This window comes from Streptomyces scopuliridis, from assembly GCF_042790125.1.
GTDB lineage: Bacteria > Actinomycetota > Actinomycetes > Streptomycetales > Streptomycetaceae > Streptomyces > Streptomyces scopuliridis_A.
The window spans coordinates 166704-183290 of record NZ_JBHTZS010000003.1 but is presented as its reverse complement, the minus strand read 5'-3'; the positions used below and the strand labels follow the sequence as shown (position 1 = coordinate 183290).

Here is a 16587-nt window from a genome sequence, read left to right as displayed (position 1 = left end):
CGGCCGCCCTGCACCGTGCTCGGCGCACGACCCTTGTCAGTGGGTCCGGGACTCCTCGACCGGGGTGACCGGCCGGACCCGGGTCCCGGCGTCCGAGGCACGCGCGGCCACCGGGAGCAGTCCGGTCACCGGGATCCCGGCGCGCAGGGTCGGGGCGCCGATCGTCTCGTCCGGGGTCCGCGCGTTGTAGCGGGAGTCGGCGCAGCGGGCCAGCTCGACCTGGCTGAGCGGTCCGGTCCGCTGGTAGAAGCGGTCACCGAAGGCACCCGACGCGACATCCGCGGTGACGTCGAGGCGCAGATCCGGGGTCTTCACCAGGGTGCCGGTGAGCCGCTCCCGGGCCGGCTGCACCTCGACCCAGCTGACCTCACCGGGCTGGACGGTGACGGCGAGCTTGCGCTGTTCCTTGCGGTTCCACAGCAGGGGATTGGTGGTGGCCATCTCCAGCGGGTTGCCGTCGGCCCGGGTGAAACCACCGCCGATCTGCACGGCGATCTCCTTGAGGCTTTCGTTGAGCGGCTGCCGAGGATTGAGCGGCTTCTTCTCCACCGCCACGAAGTACTGGGTGAGATTGTCGTAGGGGTACTCCTGCCACTCCACCTGACGTTCGTCGGTGACGGCGTTGCGGGTGCAGTTGATGTACGCCTGGCCCACCATGCGCGGCCGGTCGTAGTACTGGAAGGAGTAGCGCTCGTCCTTCTCGAAGCGGCAGGCGTCGGCGGAGTTGCACGCCGTCACGACGTCCTTGGGCGGGACCGCCTCATGGTTCTTGTACGCCTCGGGCATCGGAAGCTGGGGCTTCTTGTCCTTGTACGGTACGGGCGCGGGCTCCTGCTGGGCGCGGAAACGGGTCAGCAGCGGGCCGCACTTGGACGCCTTGTCGGGCTGCTTCGAGGCGAAGGTGATCTTCGGGTTGTTCTCCTCGGCCGTGAAGGAGTACGAACGGCCCGACTGCCAGGCCGCTCTGCCCTTGTCGGTGCCCTTGGTGGTGAACTGCTCGGGCACGGCGGAGCCGGCCGACGGCCCGGGTGCGACCACCTCGTAGCGCTGCCCGTCGCCGACCTCGTTCTGCTTGCAGTCGGCGTGGGTGCTGGAACTGTCGTCCCAGGTCACAGTGACCTTCGAGCCCTTCTGGACCCGCCACAGCCGGGTCGTCAGGGTGCCCGGTCCCGCAGAGTTCAGGGAGACCGCCTGGAGCCCGTCGGGGTGGCCCGCGAGTGTCTTGGGGAAGTGCTGGACCTGCACCCCCGTCCACCGGTCGGGAGCCTTTGCCGCGGGTGCCGCGGTCGTCAGCTCGGGCACCGCGGCGTCGGGGTTCTCGATGGGCGCGGCGACCTCCTCGGCCGCGGCGGCCGGCAGGGGCGGGGCGGCGAGTACGAGGGAGCCGCCGAGCAGGGCGGTCATGCAGCGGCGCGCGAGGCGTCGTGACACGGACATCTCCTTGTCTGGAGCACTGGGCTGTGGTCTGGAGGGGCCCGGCGGTACGAGGTGCCGGGCCCGGCGGACTGATCAGCAGGCCCACCACTCGGAGGGGGGAACGATCACATTCGAGTCGGTCAGCCGATCCCGCATCCCGGAGGAGGAATGGCACAGCTCCGCGGTGCCGCTCGCGGCGGACTGGTCCCGCTGAACGGCGTGGAACTCCTGCTGCGCCTGGGCGTGGGCGCCCTGGTTCTGCTGCCAGGTCTCCTGTGCCTGGCCGGTGATCGGCCGGGCGCAGTTGTGAAAGTTCTCCACCTGGCACTTGTCGTTGGCCGCCTGGTTCTGTGCCACGCCGGAACAGGCGGTGCTCGCCGGGATCCCGTTGACCGACTGGCAGGGGTCCGCGCTCGGGGGCGGCACGGGCACGGGGTTCGTCGAGGGCACGGAGGGAGGCGACGGCTTCCCGGGCGCCGGCGCCTCGGGGGCCGGTACGGGAGGGGTGGGGGCGGCCGCCGCGCGGACCTCGGCGCCGTACGGCTCGGGGACGGCGGGACTGGAGGCGGCGGAGGAGGGCTGTCCGAAACCCAGGGTGACCAGGCCCGCCACAGCCGCGAACACTGCCAGGACCGGCAGCAGCCGCGCGTACAGGACACGCATGGGACTCCTTCTGTCAGGGGGCTCTGTGGCAGGCCGGGACGCCGGGCCCGCGGCGACAGGTTCCGGCACCCCGGGCGGCTCTGCCATCCGGCCGCTGTGGATCTTGGGCCACTAGCGGGACAACTCCCACGGGTGGCCCCAACGTCGGGGAGACCCGCCCCGGTGTGCGCGGGTCGCCGTCCGGACCCACACAGCGTCTTTCGGCCCCTGCCAGGTACGGGCGACACGGGCACCCGCCACCATCACCCTCCGCCCCGAAACGACGCCCTGAACAAGGTGATCACGCAGTCGTGGGCATATCCTGCGACGGCCGCCGACAGGTCAGCGCACCCGGCCCCGCGGTTTCAGGGCCACCGGCGGGAGTTCGGGGGCGGGCAGGGGGGCGCCGTCGTAGCCTCGTACCTCGCCGAAGCGGGAGCCGTCCATCCAGCCCCTCCGCGCCTCCTCGATCTCCTCGTGCGAACGGCCGATGAAGTTCCACCACATGACGATCTCCTCCTCGAAGGGCTCGCCGCCGAGGAGCATCAGGCCGGCGTCGGACTCGGCGCGCAGGGGGAGTTCCGTGCGGCCGCAGCCGAGGTAGAGCATGGATCCGGGCAGTACGGGTACGCCGTCGACCTCGGCCTCGCCCGACATCGCCAGTACCGCGTACTCGAAGTCGGGGTCGAGCGGCAGCCGGGTATCGGTGCCGCGGGCGAGGGCGAGGTCGGCGCCTACGAGCGGGCTGTAGGTGGTGCCGGGCGAGACGGCGCCGTCGAGGGTGCCGAGGATGACGGTCGCGATCAGGCCGGGGGCGGTGACGACGGGCAGGTCGGCGTGGTGCTGGAAGTGCGGGGTGACCTCGCGGTGGGCGTCCGGGAGCGCGACCCAGAGCTGGGCGCCGTGCAGGAAGCGGGCGTGTGAGCGCGGGCTCTCCTCGGAGTGGGAGATCGCCCGGCCCGATGTCATCAGTCCCAGTTCGCGCGGGCGCACCGTCTGGAGGCTGCCCAGGCTGTCGCGGTGCAGCACCTCGCCGTCGTGCAGCCAGCTGACGGTCTGGAGCCCCATGTGCGGATGGGGCGGCACCTGCATGCCGGGCTCGTCGGCGATGTCGTCCGGCCCGTAGTGATCAACAAAAGCCCAGGCACCCACCATGCGGCGGCCCAGGTTGGGCAGCAGCCGGCGGACCTCCGTGGACTCCCCCAGCTGGACCCGGCGCGGGCTCAGCAACTCACGTACGGGTTCGGCGACGACAAAGCCGCGACCGCCGCAGACGTTGACGGATGCCTGACGATCAAGATTGCTCATGGCGGACAACCTATTCCCGTGGTGCCCGGTCGGGCAGTACCCACACGAAATCGATAGTGGAATGTTCAACCATCTTACGGTGTTCACGGTGTACGAAGCCGATGAAGGAGGGCACGTGGAGACCACGTACTACGAGTACGGAACGGCCGCCGAGCGCTGGGACCGGGCGCGGCTGTTCTTCGACGCCAAGGAGTACGTCACCGCCGCCCGTATCCTCACCGGGCTGGTGGACGAGGTCCCGGAGCAGGTCGCCCCGCGGCTGCTGCTCGCGCGCGCCTACTACCACTCGGCGCGGCTGGCGAAGGCCGAGGCCGAGCTGCGCACCGTCCTGGAGCGCGACCCGGTGGAGCACTACGCCCGGCTGATGCTGGGCCGCACGCTGGAGCGGCAGGGCCGGGCCGAGGAGGCCGCGCCGCAGCTGCGGATGGCCGCCGCGCTGAGCGGCGAGTTCACGCCGTAGGCCGTAGTGGCGCTCGTACGACAGAGGCGCTCATGTGGTGACGAGCCCGGCTCCGCCGTCCGGTGGAGCCGGGCTCAGCCCGTCCATGTCCAGTCGGCGACCTCCGGCAGGTCCGTGCCGTGCGCGCGGATCCAGGTGTGGTGGCGGGCGCGTACGTCCGCCATCGTCTGGCGTACGGCGACCGCCCGTACCCCCAGCCCCGGCACCCGGTCGATCACATCCATGACCAGCCGGTACCGGTCGAGGTCGTTGCGGACGACCATGTCGAACGGGGTCGTGGTCGTCCCTTCCTCCCGGTAGCCGCGGACATGGAGGTTCTCGTGCCCCCGGCGGCGGTAGGCGAGCCGGTGGATCAGCCAGGGATAGCCGTGGTACGCGAAGATCACCGGCTTGTCGGTGGTGAACAGGGCGTCGTACTCGGAGTCCGTCATCCCGTGCGGGTGTTCGTCATGGGGCAGCAGCCGCGCCATGTCGACGACATTGATCACGCGCACGACCAGCTCGGGCAGATACCGCCGCAGCAGGCCGGCGGCGGCCAGTGTCTCCTGGGTGGGCACATCCCCCGCGCAGGCCAGGACGGCGTCCGGCTCGCGGTAGCTGGTCTTGGAGGCGCTCTCCGTACCGGCCCACTGCCAGACCCCCGCGCCCCGGGCGCAGTGGGCGCGTGCCTCGTCGAGCGTGAGCCAGTCGAAGCTCGGCTGTTTGCCGGCGACGATCACATTGACGTAGTCGCGGCTGCGCAGCACATGGTCGGCCACGGAGAGCAGGGTGTTGGCGTCCGGCGGCAGATAGACCCGTACGACCTCGGGGCTCTTGTTCAGGATGTGGTCGACGAAGCCGGGGTCCTGGTGGGAGAAGCCGTTGTGGTCCTGGCGCCAGACGTGCGAGGTGAGCAGGTAGTTGAGGGAGGCGATGGGGCGGCGCCAGTGCAGCCGCCGCGAGGTCCTCAGCCATTTGATGTGCTGGTTGACCATGGAGTCGACGATATGGGTGAACGCCTCGTAGCTGGAGAAGAGACCGTGCCGGCCCGTGAGGAGATAGCCCTCCAGCCACCCCTGGCACAGATGCTCGGAGAGCACTTCCATCACCCGGCCGTCGGGCGCGAGATGCTCGTCCGTGTCGAGCGTCGCGGCCTGCCATGCCTTGCCCGTGGCCTCGTACAGCGCGTCCAGCCGGTTGGACGCGGTCTCGTCGGCGCCGAAGACCCGGAAGTCACGCCGTCCGGAGGAGGCTTCCATGACGGATTCCAGCAACGAGCCCAGCACCCGGGTGGGTTCGTGCAGGATGGTGCCGGGCTTGTCGACCCGTACGGCGTGCCGCTCCAGCGGCGGGACCGGCAGATCCTTCAGCAGCAGACCGCCGTTGGCGTGCGGATTGGCGCCGAGCCTGCGCGTTCCCGCCGGTACGCAGTCGAGGACGGCGGGGTCGGGCGTGCCCATCGCGTCGAAGAGTTCCTCGGGACGGTAGGAGCGCAGCCACGCCTGGAGCATGCGCAGATGCTCGGGGTTGTCCTGTACGCCGCTCAGCGGGACCTGATGCGCGCGCCAGGTCCCCTCGACGGGCAGTCCGTCGACCTCGTGGGGGCCGGTCCAGCCCTTGGGCGTACGCAGCACGATCATGGGCCAGTACGGCCGGTCGGTGGTCCGGCCCTCGCGGGCGTCCCGCTGGATCTGGGCGATACGGTCCAGGGCACGGTCCATGGCCGCGGCCATGGCGCGGTGGACGGCCCGCGGCTCCTCGCCGCTGACATGGAGGGGCTCATGGCCGTAGCCGCGCAGCAGGGAGTCGAGTTCGCTCTCCGGCAGCCGGGCGAGCACGGTCGGGTTGGCGATCTTGTAGCCGTTGAGATGCAGGACCGGCAGGACCGCGCCGTCATGGACCGGGTCGAGGAACTTGTTCGAGTGCCAGGACGCGGCGAGCGGCCCCGTCTCCGCCTCTCCGTCACCGATCACACAGGCGACCAGCAGTTCGGGGTTGTCCAGCGCGGCTCCGTAGGCGTGCGCGAGCGAGTAGCCCAGTTCACCGCCCTCGTGGATCGAGCCCGGTGTCTCGGGGGCGACATGGCTGGGGACCCCGCCGGGGAAGGAGAACTGCCGGAAGAGCCGTTCCATGCCCGCCCGGTCGCGGCCCACATCCGGATAGGTCTCCGCGTACGTGCCGTCCAGCCAGGAGTTGGCGAGTACGGCGGGGCCGCCGTGTCCCGGCCCCCAGACGCACAGCGCGTCGAGATCCCGGGCCTTGATCACCCGGTTGAGATGGGTGTGCACCAGGTTCAGACCGGGTGAGGTTCCCCAGTGGCCGAGCAGGCGGGGCTTGATGTGCTCGGGCGCCAGCGGTTCCTGGAGCAGCGGGTTGGCCATCAGATAGATCTGGCCGACGGTGAGATAGTTGGCGGCACGCCAGTGGGCGTCGAGGGCGGCGAGTTCCGTATCGGTGAGCCCGGCCGATGCCCCCGCGGTGGTCGTGGTCGCCTTGCGCATACCGTCTCCCTGCTGGTCCCGGCCCTGGCCCCCGTCGTGATCCCGGCCGGCATGGTCGAGAGCCGTGGCCCTTGTGGTGTGACCGGGTCTAGGAACCGTCGTCCGGTTCCGCCCCGTGCCACACCGTGGTGATGTTGCAGAACTCCCGGATGCCGTGCGCCGACAGCTCACGCCCGTACCCGGAGCGCTTCGCACCGCCGAAGGGGAGGGCGGGATGCGAGGCCGTCATCCCGTTGAAGAAGACGCCGCCCGCCTCCAGGTCCCGTACGAAGCGGCGCACCTCTCCCTCGTCACGCGTCCAGACATTGGAACTCAGCCCGAAGGGCGAGTCGTTGGCGACCGCCACCGCCTCGTCCAGCCCGGAGACCCGGTAGAGCGTGGCGACCGGACCGAATGTCTCCTCGCGGTGGATCCGCATGGCGGGGGTGATGCCGGCGAGCACGGTGGGCGCGTAATACCAGCCCCGCTCATGCTCCTTGGGCCGCTGTCCGCCGCACAGCGCGGTCGCGCCCCGGCTCAGCGCGTCGTCGACCAGCCGCTCCAGGTCGGCGCGGCCACGCTCGCTGGAGAGCGGCCCCACGTCCGTGGACTCGTCCATCGGGTCGCCGACCGTCAGATCACGCATTCCGGCGGTGAACCGCTCGGCGAAGGCGTCGTAGACGTCCTCGTGCACGATGAAGCGTTTGGCGGCGATACAGGACTGGCCGTTGTTCTGCACGCGGGCCGTGACCGCCGTACGCGCCGCCCGTTCGATGTCCGCCGAGGCCATGACCACATACGGATCGCTGCCGCCCAGCTCCAGAACGGTCTTCTTGACCTCGTCGGACGCGATCGCCGCGACCGACCGGCCGGCCGGTTCGCTGCCGGTCAGCGTCGCGGCGGCCACCCGGGGGTCGCGCAGGATGTTCTCGACGGCGCTGGAGCCCACCAGCAGCGTCTGGAAGCAGCCGGCCGGGAATCCGGCCCTGCTGAACAGGTCCTCCAGGTACAGGGCGGTCTGCGGGACGTTAGAGGCGTGCTTGAGCAGCCCCACGTTGCCGGCCATCAGAGCGGGCGCGGCGAACCGTACGACCTGCCAGAGGGGGAAGTTCCACGGCATCACCGCGAGGACCACGCCCAGCGGCCGGTAGTGGACGCTCGCCCGGGAGGCGCCCGCGTCCCGTACGTCCGCGTCCGCGGGGTGTTCGTCCGCGAGCAGTTCCTCGGCGCGCTCCGCGTACCAGCGCATCGCCTTCACACACTTCAGCGCCTCCGCGCGGGCCGCCACGACCGGTTTGCCCATCTCGGTGGTCATGGTCCGGGCGATCTCCGGCGCGTCCCGTTCCAGCAGGCCGGCAGCGCGGTTCAGCAGTCGCGCGCGTTCGTCGAATCCGGTGAGCCGATACTGCCGGAACGCCCGGTCGGCGGACGCGATCCGGCTCTCGATCTCCTCGGCTCCCAGCGCGTCGAAGGTCTTGAGCGTCTCTCCGCTGGCGGGATTCACCGTCGCGATGGGCATGGGGCGATTCCTCCTCGATTCGCCTCGATTCGGCAGTCCGACCCTCCCGTGCCCCGCCCGGCCCCGCAACACGGGACGCGGGCGGGGGGCCCGGACCACGTGGGACGTGGGCCCGGTTCACGGGCGCCGCTGCCGCCCCGGCGCGGTGGACCGGCGGGGGCGCGCCGGGGGTCCGTCCAGGGGTCCGTCCGGGGCCCCGCGCCGGTCCGCGCGGCGCCGCAGCCGACGGCGCTCCTCCTCGTCCGTACCGCCCCAGACCCCGGAGGTGCGGCCGGTGGCCAGCGCCCATTCGAGGCACTGGCTCTCCACCGGGCAGCCGTGGCACACCTTCTTGGCGCGCTCCGCCTGCTCCACGGCAGGTCCCGAGTCCCCCACGGGGAAGAACAGCTCCGGGTCGGCACCGGTGCAGGCCGCGTGCCGCAGCCACTCCCAGGTGTCCGCGTCCTGGCCCGCCGCCACGTCCAGGCCGGTATTCAGTCGGGCTGTGGTCAGCCGCACTGTCATTCAGTCCTCTCCACGCACTACGTTCCACTCCTGATCGGCCGTCTCCTGTCGCCCATGGCGGGCTCTGGCCCGGCGCTCGCGCGGGGTGACCCGCGCCGGAACGCAGGTACGTATGCGTCCTTCGCGCTCCGTCGGCCGGTGTGTCACGGCCGGTGCGGGCCGCGATCCTGGATGGGGGCTCATACCGTCTTCCCTCTTCCCCTTCTTCGGCGTGTGTGTCCGGTTCTCGTGTGTGTCCGGTTCTCGTGTGTGTCCGCGCCGTGTGTTCCCGTGAGTGCGCTGTTCAGCGGAGGGTCTGTTCCACCAGCAGCCGCAGCCCCGCCGCGATCGAGTCCGCGTCGATGCCCGCCGCCCGGGGCTGCTCCGCCGGCGTCGCCGAGCCCGGCATGTTCCCCACCGCGAGCCGTACGAGCCGCTTCGGCGCGGGACGGCCGTCCGAGAACACCTCGGCCACAGCGTCCCCGATGCCGCCCTGCGGGTGGTGGTCCTCGACGGTGACCAGGCAGCCGGTCTCGTCGGCCGCGGCCTGGAGAGTCTGTTCGTCGACGGGCTTGACCGAGTACAGGTCGACGACCCGTACGGGGAAGCCCTCCGCGGCCAGCAGATCCGCCGCCTTCAGGCACTCATGGACCGTGACTCCGGCGCCGATCAGGGTCACCCGGTCCGCGTCCGAGCGGCGCAGCACCTTGCTGCCGCCGACGGGGAACCGCTCGTCGGGCCCGTAGATCACCGGGGTCGCGCCCCGGAGCGTACGCAGGTAGCAGACGCCCGGCAGTTCGTGCATCGCCGCCACGAGCCGCGCCGCCTGGTTGGCGTCGCAGGGGTGGAGCACCGTACTGCCGTGGATGGCACGGAACATCGCCAGGTCCTCCAGGCCCATCTGGGACGGACCGTCCTGGCCGATCGAGACGCCCGCGTGCGAGCCCACGACATTGATCGACGCCCGGCTGACGGACGCCATCCGCAGGAAGTCGTGCGCGCGGGTCAGGAAGGCCGCGAAGGTCGACGCGTACGGGACATGTCCCAGCGCCTGCATGCCGACGGCGGCGGCGATCATCTGCTGTTCGGCGATGTAGCACTCGAAGAACCGCTCGGGGTGCTCCTTGGCGAAGAACTCGGAGCGGGTGGAGTCGCTGACCTCGCCGTCCAGTACCACGACATCCTCGCGGGCCGTGCCGAGGGCCGCGAGCGCCCTGCCGTAGGCATCACGGGTGGCGACCGAGTCGCCGACGTCGTAGTGCGGCAGCGTGATGGTGCCGCGCCGTCCCGCGCGACGTGGGTGGGTCTCGGGCTCGGCGGGCTTCGCCACCGACACCCGGATGGAGCGCCGGCCGCCCAGCTCCTCGATGGCGCTCTCCGCGTCGGGCAGCGGCTTGCCGTGCATGCCCTCGCGGTCCTCGACGGAGGCGACGCCACGGCCCTTACGGGTACCCGCGATGATCGCGGTCGGCTTGCGGAAGGTTGATTGGGCCTCGCTGAAGGCGGCGTCGACGGCATCGAGGTCATGGCCGTCGATCTCGATGGTGTGCCAGTCGAAGGCGCGTAGCCTGCGGCCGTACGCGTCCAGATCCCGCTGATGGCGGGTGGGTCCGCGCTGACCGAGCCGGTTGACGTCGATGACGAGCGTCAGCGAGTCGAGATGCTGGTCCCCGGCGTGCTCGATCGCCTCCCATACGGAGCCCTCGGCCATCTCACTGTCGCCGGACAACACCCAGACGTGGTACGGAGTGTGGCCGAGCCGCTGGCCGGCGAGCGCCATGCCGACGCCGACGGGCAGACCCTGGCCCAGCGATCCGGTGGCGACATCGACCCAGGGCAGCCGCGGGGTCGGATGGCCTTCGAGCCGGCTGCCGAGGGTGCGGTAGGTGAGGAACTCCTTCTCGTCCACGGCGCCGGCCGCCAGATACATCGAGTACAGCAGCGGCGAGGCATGGCCCTTGGAGAAGATCAGCCGGTCGTTGCCCGGATGGTCCGGCCGGTCGAAGTCGTAGTGCAGATGGTTGGCGAGGAGCGCCGCCATGAGGTCGGCGGCGGACATCGAGGAGGTGGGATGGCCCGACCCGGCCGCGTCGGCGACGCGTACCGAGTCCACCCTCAACTGCTGTCCCAGTTCGGTGAGTTGTTCGGTGTTCAGATGGTGGGGCCGGGCTTTCGGGCGCCTGCTGTGCGGGTGCTGGCTGTTCGCGCGTCGGCTGTTCATGTCACTCCTTACGGGGTGCGCCGGGAACCCTCGCCAGTTCCGGCGAGGAGGAGTCGAGCGGCACCGTCCACGAGCGGACCAGTCCGAGCTGGACGGCCTGCCGCGGCAGTACCGCGTCGAGCATCCAGTCGGCCGCGACCCGCACCCGGTTCCCCGGCATGGACGCCAGGTGGTAGCCGCGTGTGACGGCCCCGGCGAGCGGCCCCGACAGCGGCACGCCGAGCGGGTTGGCCGCCGCCTTGACTCCGCCGAGGTCCACGACGAATCCCAAGTCGTTGTGTTTGTAGGTCTGCCGCTCCCCGTATCCGAGGGAGGCGGCCACATTGCGGCCCGCCACCTTGCCCTGCCTGCTCGCGTGCTGAGCCGTCATCGGGGTGAAGTGTCCCGGCCTGGTGAGATCCGGTACGGCCGCGGCGTCGCCACAGGCGAACACCTCGGGGTGGCCGACCACGGTGAGCTGCGGGTCCACCCGCAGCCGGCCGTGCTCGACGGGCAGTCCGAGATCGGTGACCAGCGGGTCGGGCCGTACACCCACACACCAGACAAGGGTGTGGGTCTCGATGAACTCACCGTTGTCCAGCGTGATCCCGGTCTGTCGCGCCTCCTTGACGGAGGTGCCCGTACGGACGTCCACACCGCGTTCGCGCAGCACCCGCTGCGCGGTGTCCGACAGCCTGTGGTCCAGCTCCGGCAGGACGCGTGGGGCGATGTCGAGGAGCAGCCAGCGGGGTTTGTCCGTCCGGTGCCACGCGGGCTGTTTACGGACCAGCGCGTCGGTGAAGAGCTTGCCCTGGGCGGCGACTTCGGTGCCGGTGTAGCCGGCGCCGACCACGACGAAGGTGGCGCGCGCGGCGCCCTCCGCGTGGTCACCGGTGACGGCGGCCAGCTCTATCTGGCGGGTGATGTGATCGCGCAGATAGAGCGCTTCCGGCAGCCCCCGGAAGCCGTGCGCGTACTCCGCCACTCCGGGGACCGGCAGCAGCTTGTTGACGCTGCCCACGGCGAGGATGAGCCGGTCGTACCGCAGCTCGCCCCGGTCGCCCTCCGGTCCGGTGTAGCTGACGCTGCGCGCCTCCAGGTCGACATGGTCGGCCTCGCCGAGCACGAGCCGTACCCGTGGCAGCGTGCCCGGGATGGAGACCGTCACCCGGCGCGCCTCCAGGATGCCGGCGGCCACCTGGGGCAGGAGCGGGAGGTAGAGGAAGTAGTCGGTGGGGTTCAGCAGCACGATCTCGGCCGCGCCCCTGACCCGGTGGGAGAGGGTACGGGCGGCCTGGTAACCGGCGAACCCCGCTCCGACGATGACAATGCGTTCTCGGCTCACGTTCGACTCCGGAGGGTTACATTTCGGGTCGTACGGGTTCGTTTGGTCACGTGCCCGACGACAGCGGTGACAAACACGGGGGATCGCCCGAAGGCGGTCCCCGCACCCTGTCGCAGGGGGGCTCACCTGCCGTTTGACACGTCGGTGATTGGTGGGAAGGTGGACGGAGCGGATGAGCCGATCCCGGGCAGGACGCCGAGACGGAACTGCCCCGACCACTCGCGTGCTCCCGACGGTCTCACCGGCTGTGACGGCCGAGGCCGGGGCCGGTGCCGGAAGGCGGCCAGAGCACGCCGGAAGGCAAGGGAATGCGCCATGAAAGCTCTCGTGTACGACGGCACGCGGGACGTCAAGGTCAAGAATGTGCCGGACGCCCGTATCGAGCGTCCCACCGATGTCCTCGTAAGGGTCACGACCGCCAATATCTGTGGCTCGGACCTCCATATGTACGAGGGCCGCACCGACATGGAGACCGGCCGCGTCCTGGGTCACGAGAACATGGGTGAGGTGATCGCCGTCGGGGAGGGTATCGACCGGGTGCGTGTCGGCGACCTGGTCTGTCTCCCGTTCAACATCTCCTGCGGATTCTGCCGCAACTGCGAGGCGGGGAAGACGGCGTACTGTCTGAGCACCAACCCGGACCCGCGGATGGCCGGGGCCGCCTACGGCTTCGCCGGCATGGGTCCGCACAACGGCGGCCAGGCCGAACTGCTGCGGGTGCCGTACGGCGACCACAACTGTCTGGTCCTGCCGGAAGAGGCCCGGGAGAAGCAGAGCGACTACGTCATGCTCTCCGATGTCTTCCCCACCGGCTGGCACGCCACCGAACTCGCCGGTCTGCGGCCGGGCGAATCGATCGTGATCTACGGGGCGGGACCGGTGGGTCTGATGGCCGCGCTGTCGGCGAATCTGAAGGGCGCGGGGAAGGTCATGGTCGTCGACCGCCATCCGGACCGGCTGGCGCTGGCGGAACAGATCGGCGCCATCCCCATCGACGACTCCAGGGGCTCGGCGGTCGACCGGGTCAATGACCTGACCAACGGCGCGGGCGCGGACCGCGGCTGTGAGTGCGTGGGCTATCAGGCCCATGACACCGAGGGGGTGGAACACCCCAACACCACACTCAACAACCTGGTGCACTCCGTCAGGTTCACCGGCGGCATCGGTGTGGTCGGTGTGTTCGTCCCGCAGGACCCGAACAGTCCCGACAGCCTCTACCAGGACGGCGAGGTCGCGTTCGACTACGGCCTGCACTGGTTCAAGGGCCAGACCATGGGCACGGGGCAGTGCAATGTCAAGGCGTACAACCGGCAGTTGTGCGGGCTCATCGAGCAGGGCAGGGCGCGTCCGTCCTGGATCGTCTCGCATGAACTCCCGCTTGCCGAGGCCCCTTCCGGGTACCGGCACTTCGACGCCCGCGACGACGGCTGGACCAAGGTCCTCCTCCACCCGGCGGCCTGAGGACGGCCGCCGGCCGGGCGCACGGAGGCGAGGTGAGGGACGTGAGCGGCGACAACGGTGAGTCGATGGGCGACGAGGTCTATCAGCCCGACGGCTCCGAGATCGGCGAGGACGAGGGCATCCTCGATCCCGAGGACACCCTCATCGACCGCGGCTCGGACCCGTTCGACGAGGGCTGGTCGCCTCCCGAGCGTCCGCTCGGTGTCGAACATGTCGGTACGACGGCGGCCGAGCAGCGGGCGGGGGAAACACTCGACCAGCGGCTCGCGGAGGAGATCCCCGACCAGGGCGTCTTCGACGGCGACGGCATCGGGGACCTGCCGTACGGCGAGGGCGAGCGGCTGGACGACGAGGTCGGCAACGGCCGCTCGGGCCGGCTGGTGGCTCCCGACGAGGGCGCTCACGAGGACGCCGAGAAGGACATGATCGCCCGCGATGTCGGCGTCGACGGCGCGGCGGCTTCGGCGGAGGAGGCCGCGGTGCATCTTGTCGCCGAGCCGGACGAGTGGGAGTGAGACCTACCGGTTCTCGCGGTTCTCCAGGCGCAGCTGGACTTCCTCCTCCTGGTCGCCGGAGGCCGTACCGACCATACGGACGGTGAACGCGGAGGCGAGGCTCTTACGGAGGCTGTCCACCGCGGTGTAGCCGCCCTGGAGGGTGGCCGCCACGGGCGCCCGCAGCCGGGCGGGGCGGGGCTCCGCGCGTACCTCGGACACGTTGAACGTGGCGATCCACACGGTCGGACGGCCCTCGACCACCACCTTCGGAACATCGTCCGCCGCGCGGTCGCAGGCGAAGGCCGTACGGAGCGCGCCGAACACCACGCGCGCGTCTTCCTTCTCGTCGCCAGTGAGAGCCACTACGACGTCCGCCGCGGGCTGGTCCGCACCTTTCACGTGGATCCTTCCTCTCTCCGTCGCCGCTCCGAACCGATCCATCTCCAGACTCCCCCCGGCACCCGGAGTGTGCGAGCGGAAGCGGTCAACAGGACGCGCCCTCCGGCACGCGCCGCGTGCCGCCGACGGGCCGCGTGCCGCCGGGGAGAGCGGGTGGACGCACCCACATAACCGGTCAGCCGCGAGCCGGCCGCGGCCCGAGAGCTCCCAGCGTCTACTCGGATCCGGCCGGGCACTCCTTCACACTCGCCGTCCTCCCCCGGGCGCAGTGGCGCCGGACTGTCAAGGCCGCCGGAGCGCGCTCGCCGCTCACAGAGCGAGAGCCTGTTGACTTCACTCGACGTCCCGTGCTCAATTGGCTTCATGCAGAAGCAGCTGCCGTTGGTCATCCGCGGCCACATAGACTTCGGTCGGGTGTGGTCCGCCTCTTGTCGCGCCTGACCCGGCAGCGGGCCGCCTGACCGGCCCGTCCCTCCCTCGGTGACCCCGTCCTTTCGGTGACCCCGTCGCGGGCCGAGTTCCTTTGTTTCACCGGGCGTTCGCTGCCGCTTTCTCCCTGAGGCGCCACTCTTGAGGCGCCACTCTCGTCATCACGCCTACCCCCTCCCGCCCGGCTGCCCCGTACCGCCGGCGGTCCCCCGTGTCCGCGGGTTCCACGGGCCGCCCGAGGTCTTCCTCGGCATGCCCTGACGCCGACGCACACCCCTCTCCCCGTACGAAAGGTCCGTCATGCCTGTGGAGTTCCTCGGCATAGCAGCCACCCACAACGGGTCGGAAACAAGTCCCCGCTCCGGCGCGGCGTTTGACAAGGAATACACACTCAAGCTGGCCCGCGCCCATGAGGACCACGGCTGGGACCGGGTGCTGTTCGCGTACGGTTCCGGCTCGCCCGACCCCGCTCCGGCCGCCGCGTACGTCGCCTCCCGGCTGGACAGGCTCCAGATCCTGCTCGCGCACCGGCCGAATGTCTCGTATCCCACCTTCGCCGCCAAGACGTTCGCCACGCTCGACCGGATCAGCGACGGACGGCTGACGGTGCACTTCATCACCGGCGGCAGCGACCACGAACAGCGGCGCGAGGGCGACACACTCACCAAGGACGAGCGCTACTCGCGCACCCGTGAGTACATCGAGATCGTCAAGCGGATCTGGACCTCGCACGAGCCCTTCGACCACGAGGGCGAGCACTACCGGTTCCATGACTTCGTCAGTGATGTCTTCCCCGTCCAGCGGCCCAGGCCCGGTGTCTCGTTCGGCGGTTCCTCCGCCGCCGCGTACGCGGCCGGTGGCGCCGAGGCGGACATCTACGCGCTCTGGGGCGAGCCGCTGGAGAAGACCGCCGAGCAGATCGAGGCGGTGAAGGCCGCCGCGCGTGCGGCGGGCCGTACGACCCCGCCCCGTATCCAGGTGGCCTTCCGGCCGATCATCGCCCCTACGGAGGAACTGGCCTGGGAGAAGGCGCACCGGACCGTCGACGCGATCAAGGCCCGCAAGGAGAGCGGCGAGCCGGGCGTGGTGCGCCGGCACCGGCGGGGCGAGCCGGAGAACACCGGCTCGCAGCGGCTGATCTCGATCGCGCGGTCGGGTGAACGCTACGACCGGGCGCTGTGGACCCCGACCGCCGCGGCCACCGGAGGCGCGGGCAACTCCAACGCCCTGGTGGGTACGCCGGAGACGGTCGCGCGGGCGCTGCTCGACTACTACGACCTCGGGGTCGACATCATCTCCGCCCGCGGCTACGACCTGCTCGGCGACGCGATCGACTTCGGCCGCCATGTCATCCCGCTGGTCCGCGAAGAGGTCGCCAAGCGCGACGCGGAGCGCGCGGCCCGTGCTCCGCGGCCCCTGGTCGAGGCCGGCCGATGACCTCCGTCGCCGAACCCGGCGGTCTGGCCTGGCTGTCGACCTCCGTATCCGATCCACTCGTGCTGCCGATGCTGCGCGAGCTGGGGCACGAGTACTCCACCCGCTACGGCAAGGACGCGCACGGCGAGCTGGCCCGCTACCCCGCCGAGGAGTTCGACCCGCCGCACGGGGTCCTGCTGCTGTTGCTGGAGCACGGAGTGCCGGTCTCCGGCGGGGCGTTCCGCCGGTACGACGCCACCACGGCCGAGCTGAAGCGGATCTGGACCCACTCCGCGCACCGGCGGCGCGGGCTGGCGATACGGGTCGTCGCGGAGCTGGAGCGGATCGCCGCCGTACGGGGCTACCGCCGCGTCCACCTCACCACCGGGCCGCGCCAGCCGGAGGCCAGGGGGCTGTATCTGACGGCCGGTTACACCCCTCTGTTCGATACCGGGGCCGATCCGGAGACCATCGGTCCGCTCCCCTTCGAGAAGTACCTCTCCGGCACTCCCGAGGAGTCCCGGATCAGTCCGCCCGAGAAGAAGTAGCCGGC

At 70.7% G+C, this 16587-nt stretch carries 14 protein-coding genes; 5 read left to right on the top strand and 9 right to left on the bottom strand.

Annotated features, from left to right (window positions below):
- Positions 1–36 precede the first annotated feature (36 nt).
- The 3 genes from ACFRKB_RS05430 to ACFRKB_RS05420 form a co-directional block, all read right to left on the bottom strand.
- Positions 37–1431 carry a hypothetical protein gene (locus ACFRKB_RS05430; RefSeq protein ID WP_383103503.1) on the bottom strand — a complete coding sequence of 465 codons (1395 nt, stop codon included), beginning with the start codon at positions 1429–1431 and terminating at the stop codon, positions 37–39.
- 78 nt (positions 1432–1509) lie between these two features.
- Positions 1510–2079, bottom strand: a complete 570-nt coding sequence (locus ACFRKB_RS05425; protein ID WP_383103502.1) for a hypothetical protein — start codon at positions 2077–2079, stop codon at positions 1510–1512.
- A 321-nt stretch (positions 2080–2400) separates the two neighbouring features.
- Positions 2401–3366 carry a pirin family protein gene (locus ACFRKB_RS05420; protein ID WP_383103500.1) on the bottom strand — a complete coding sequence of 322 codons (966 nt, stop codon included), beginning with the start codon at positions 3364–3366 and terminating at the stop codon, positions 2401–2403.
- Positions 3367–3481: 115 nt separating this feature from the next.
- Between ACFRKB_RS05420 and ACFRKB_RS05415 the strand changes: the two genes are divergently transcribed.
- A complete protein-coding gene (locus ACFRKB_RS05415; protein ID WP_383103498.1) occupies positions 3482–3826 on the top strand; it encodes a tetratricopeptide repeat protein in 345 nt (114 codons plus the stop codon).
- A 74-nt stretch (positions 3827–3900) separates the two neighbouring features.
- Here the strand turns inward: ACFRKB_RS05415 and ACFRKB_RS05410 are convergent, their stop codons facing one another.
- The 5 genes from ACFRKB_RS05410 to ACFRKB_RS05390 all read right to left on the bottom strand — a co-directional run bounded on the left by ACFRKB_RS05410 (position 3901) and on the right by ACFRKB_RS05390 (position 11832).
- A complete protein-coding gene (locus ACFRKB_RS05410) occupies positions 3901–6306 on the bottom strand; it encodes a phosphoketolase family protein (RefSeq protein ID WP_383103496.1) in 2406 nt (801 codons plus the stop codon).
- An 88-nt stretch (positions 6307–6394) separates the two neighbouring features.
- Positions 6395–7804, bottom strand: coding sequence for an NADP-dependent succinic semialdehyde dehydrogenase (locus ACFRKB_RS05405; protein ID WP_383103494.1), 1410 nt, complete (start codon positions 7802–7804; stop codon positions 6395–6397).
- Positions 7805–7921: 117 nt separating this feature from the next.
- On the bottom strand, positions 7922–8263 hold the full coding sequence (locus ACFRKB_RS05400; protein WP_383103891.1) for a WhiB family transcriptional regulator: 342 nt from the start codon (positions 8261–8263) through the stop codon (positions 7922–7924).
- A gap of 328 nt (positions 8264–8591) precedes the next feature.
- A complete protein-coding gene (locus ACFRKB_RS05395) occupies positions 8592–10442 on the bottom strand; it encodes a transketolase (protein WP_383103889.1) in 1851 nt (616 codons plus the stop codon).
- 67 nt (positions 10443–10509) lie between these two features.
- Positions 10510–11832 carry an NAD(P)/FAD-dependent oxidoreductase gene (locus ACFRKB_RS05390; protein WP_383103493.1) on the bottom strand — a complete coding sequence of 441 codons (1323 nt, stop codon included), beginning with the start codon at positions 11830–11832 and terminating at the stop codon, positions 10510–10512.
- 315 nt (positions 11833–12147) lie between these two features.
- Here ACFRKB_RS05390 and ACFRKB_RS05385 point away from each other — a divergent pair, with 315 nt between their 5' ends.
- Both ACFRKB_RS05385 and ACFRKB_RS05380 read left to right on the top strand, forming a co-directional pair.
- Complete coding sequence (locus tag ACFRKB_RS05385) at positions 12148–13293, top strand: glutathione-independent formaldehyde dehydrogenase (RefSeq protein WP_383103491.1); 1146 nt, start codon at positions 12148–12150, stop codon at positions 13291–13293.
- 65 nt (positions 13294–13358) lie between these two features.
- Complete coding sequence (locus ACFRKB_RS05380) at positions 13359–13808, top strand: DUF5709 domain-containing protein (RefSeq protein ID WP_383103888.1); 450 nt, start codon at positions 13359–13361, stop codon at positions 13806–13808.
- Between the two features lie 3 nt (positions 13809–13811).
- Here the strand turns inward: ACFRKB_RS05380 and ACFRKB_RS05375 are convergent, their stop codons facing one another.
- Positions 13812–14189 carry a hypothetical protein gene (locus tag ACFRKB_RS05375; protein ID WP_383103489.1) on the bottom strand — a complete coding sequence of 126 codons (378 nt, stop codon included), beginning with the start codon at positions 14187–14189 and terminating at the stop codon, positions 13812–13814.
- A gap of 729 nt (positions 14190–14918) precedes the next feature.
- On the opposite strand from ACFRKB_RS05375, the gene ACFRKB_RS05370 reads away from it, so the two are divergent.
- Positions 14919–16055 carry an LLM class flavin-dependent oxidoreductase gene (locus tag ACFRKB_RS05370; RefSeq protein WP_383103487.1) on the top strand — a complete coding sequence of 379 codons (1137 nt, stop codon included), beginning with the start codon at positions 14919–14921 and terminating at the stop codon, positions 16053–16055.
- A complete protein-coding gene (locus ACFRKB_RS05365; RefSeq protein WP_383103485.1) occupies positions 16052–16582 on the top strand; it encodes a GNAT family N-acetyltransferase in 531 nt (176 codons plus the stop codon). The genes ACFRKB_RS05370 and ACFRKB_RS05365 overlap by 4 nt, the downstream gene beginning before the upstream one ends.
- Positions 16583–16587 lie beyond the last annotated feature (5 nt).

What these genes read in the sequence shown, in the direction of transcription:
- ACFRKB_RS05425 (WP_383103502.1), bottom strand. Translation starts at nt 2,079, where the DNA reads ATGCGTGTCCTGTACGCGCGGCTGCTGCCGGTCCTGGCAGTGTTCGCG.
- ACFRKB_RS05420 (WP_383103500.1), bottom strand. Translation starts at nt 3,366, where the DNA reads ATGAGCAATCTTGATCGTCAGGCATCCGTCAACGTCTGCGGCGGTCGC.
- ACFRKB_RS05410 (WP_383103496.1), bottom strand. Translation starts at nt 6,306, where the DNA reads ATGCGCAAGGCGACCACGACCACCGCGGGGGCATCGGCCGGGCTCACC.
- ACFRKB_RS05405 (WP_383103494.1), bottom strand. Translation starts at nt 7,804, where the DNA reads ATGCCCATCGCGACGGTGAATCCCGCCAGCGGAGAGACGCTCAAGACC.
- ACFRKB_RS05385 (WP_383103491.1), top strand. Translation starts at nt 12,148, where the DNA reads ATGAAAGCTCTCGTGTACGACGGCACGCGGGACGTCAAGGTCAAGAAT.
- ACFRKB_RS05380 (WP_383103888.1), top strand. Translation starts at nt 13,359, where the DNA reads ATGGGCGACGAGGTCTATCAGCCCGACGGCTCCGAGATCGGCGAGGAC.
- ACFRKB_RS05370 (WP_383103487.1), top strand. Translation starts at nt 14,919, where the DNA reads ATGCCTGTGGAGTTCCTCGGCATAGCAGCCACCCACAACGGGTCGGAA.
- ACFRKB_RS05365 (WP_383103485.1), top strand. Translation starts at nt 16,052, where the DNA reads ATGACCTCCGTCGCCGAACCCGGCGGTCTGGCCTGGCTGTCGACCTCC.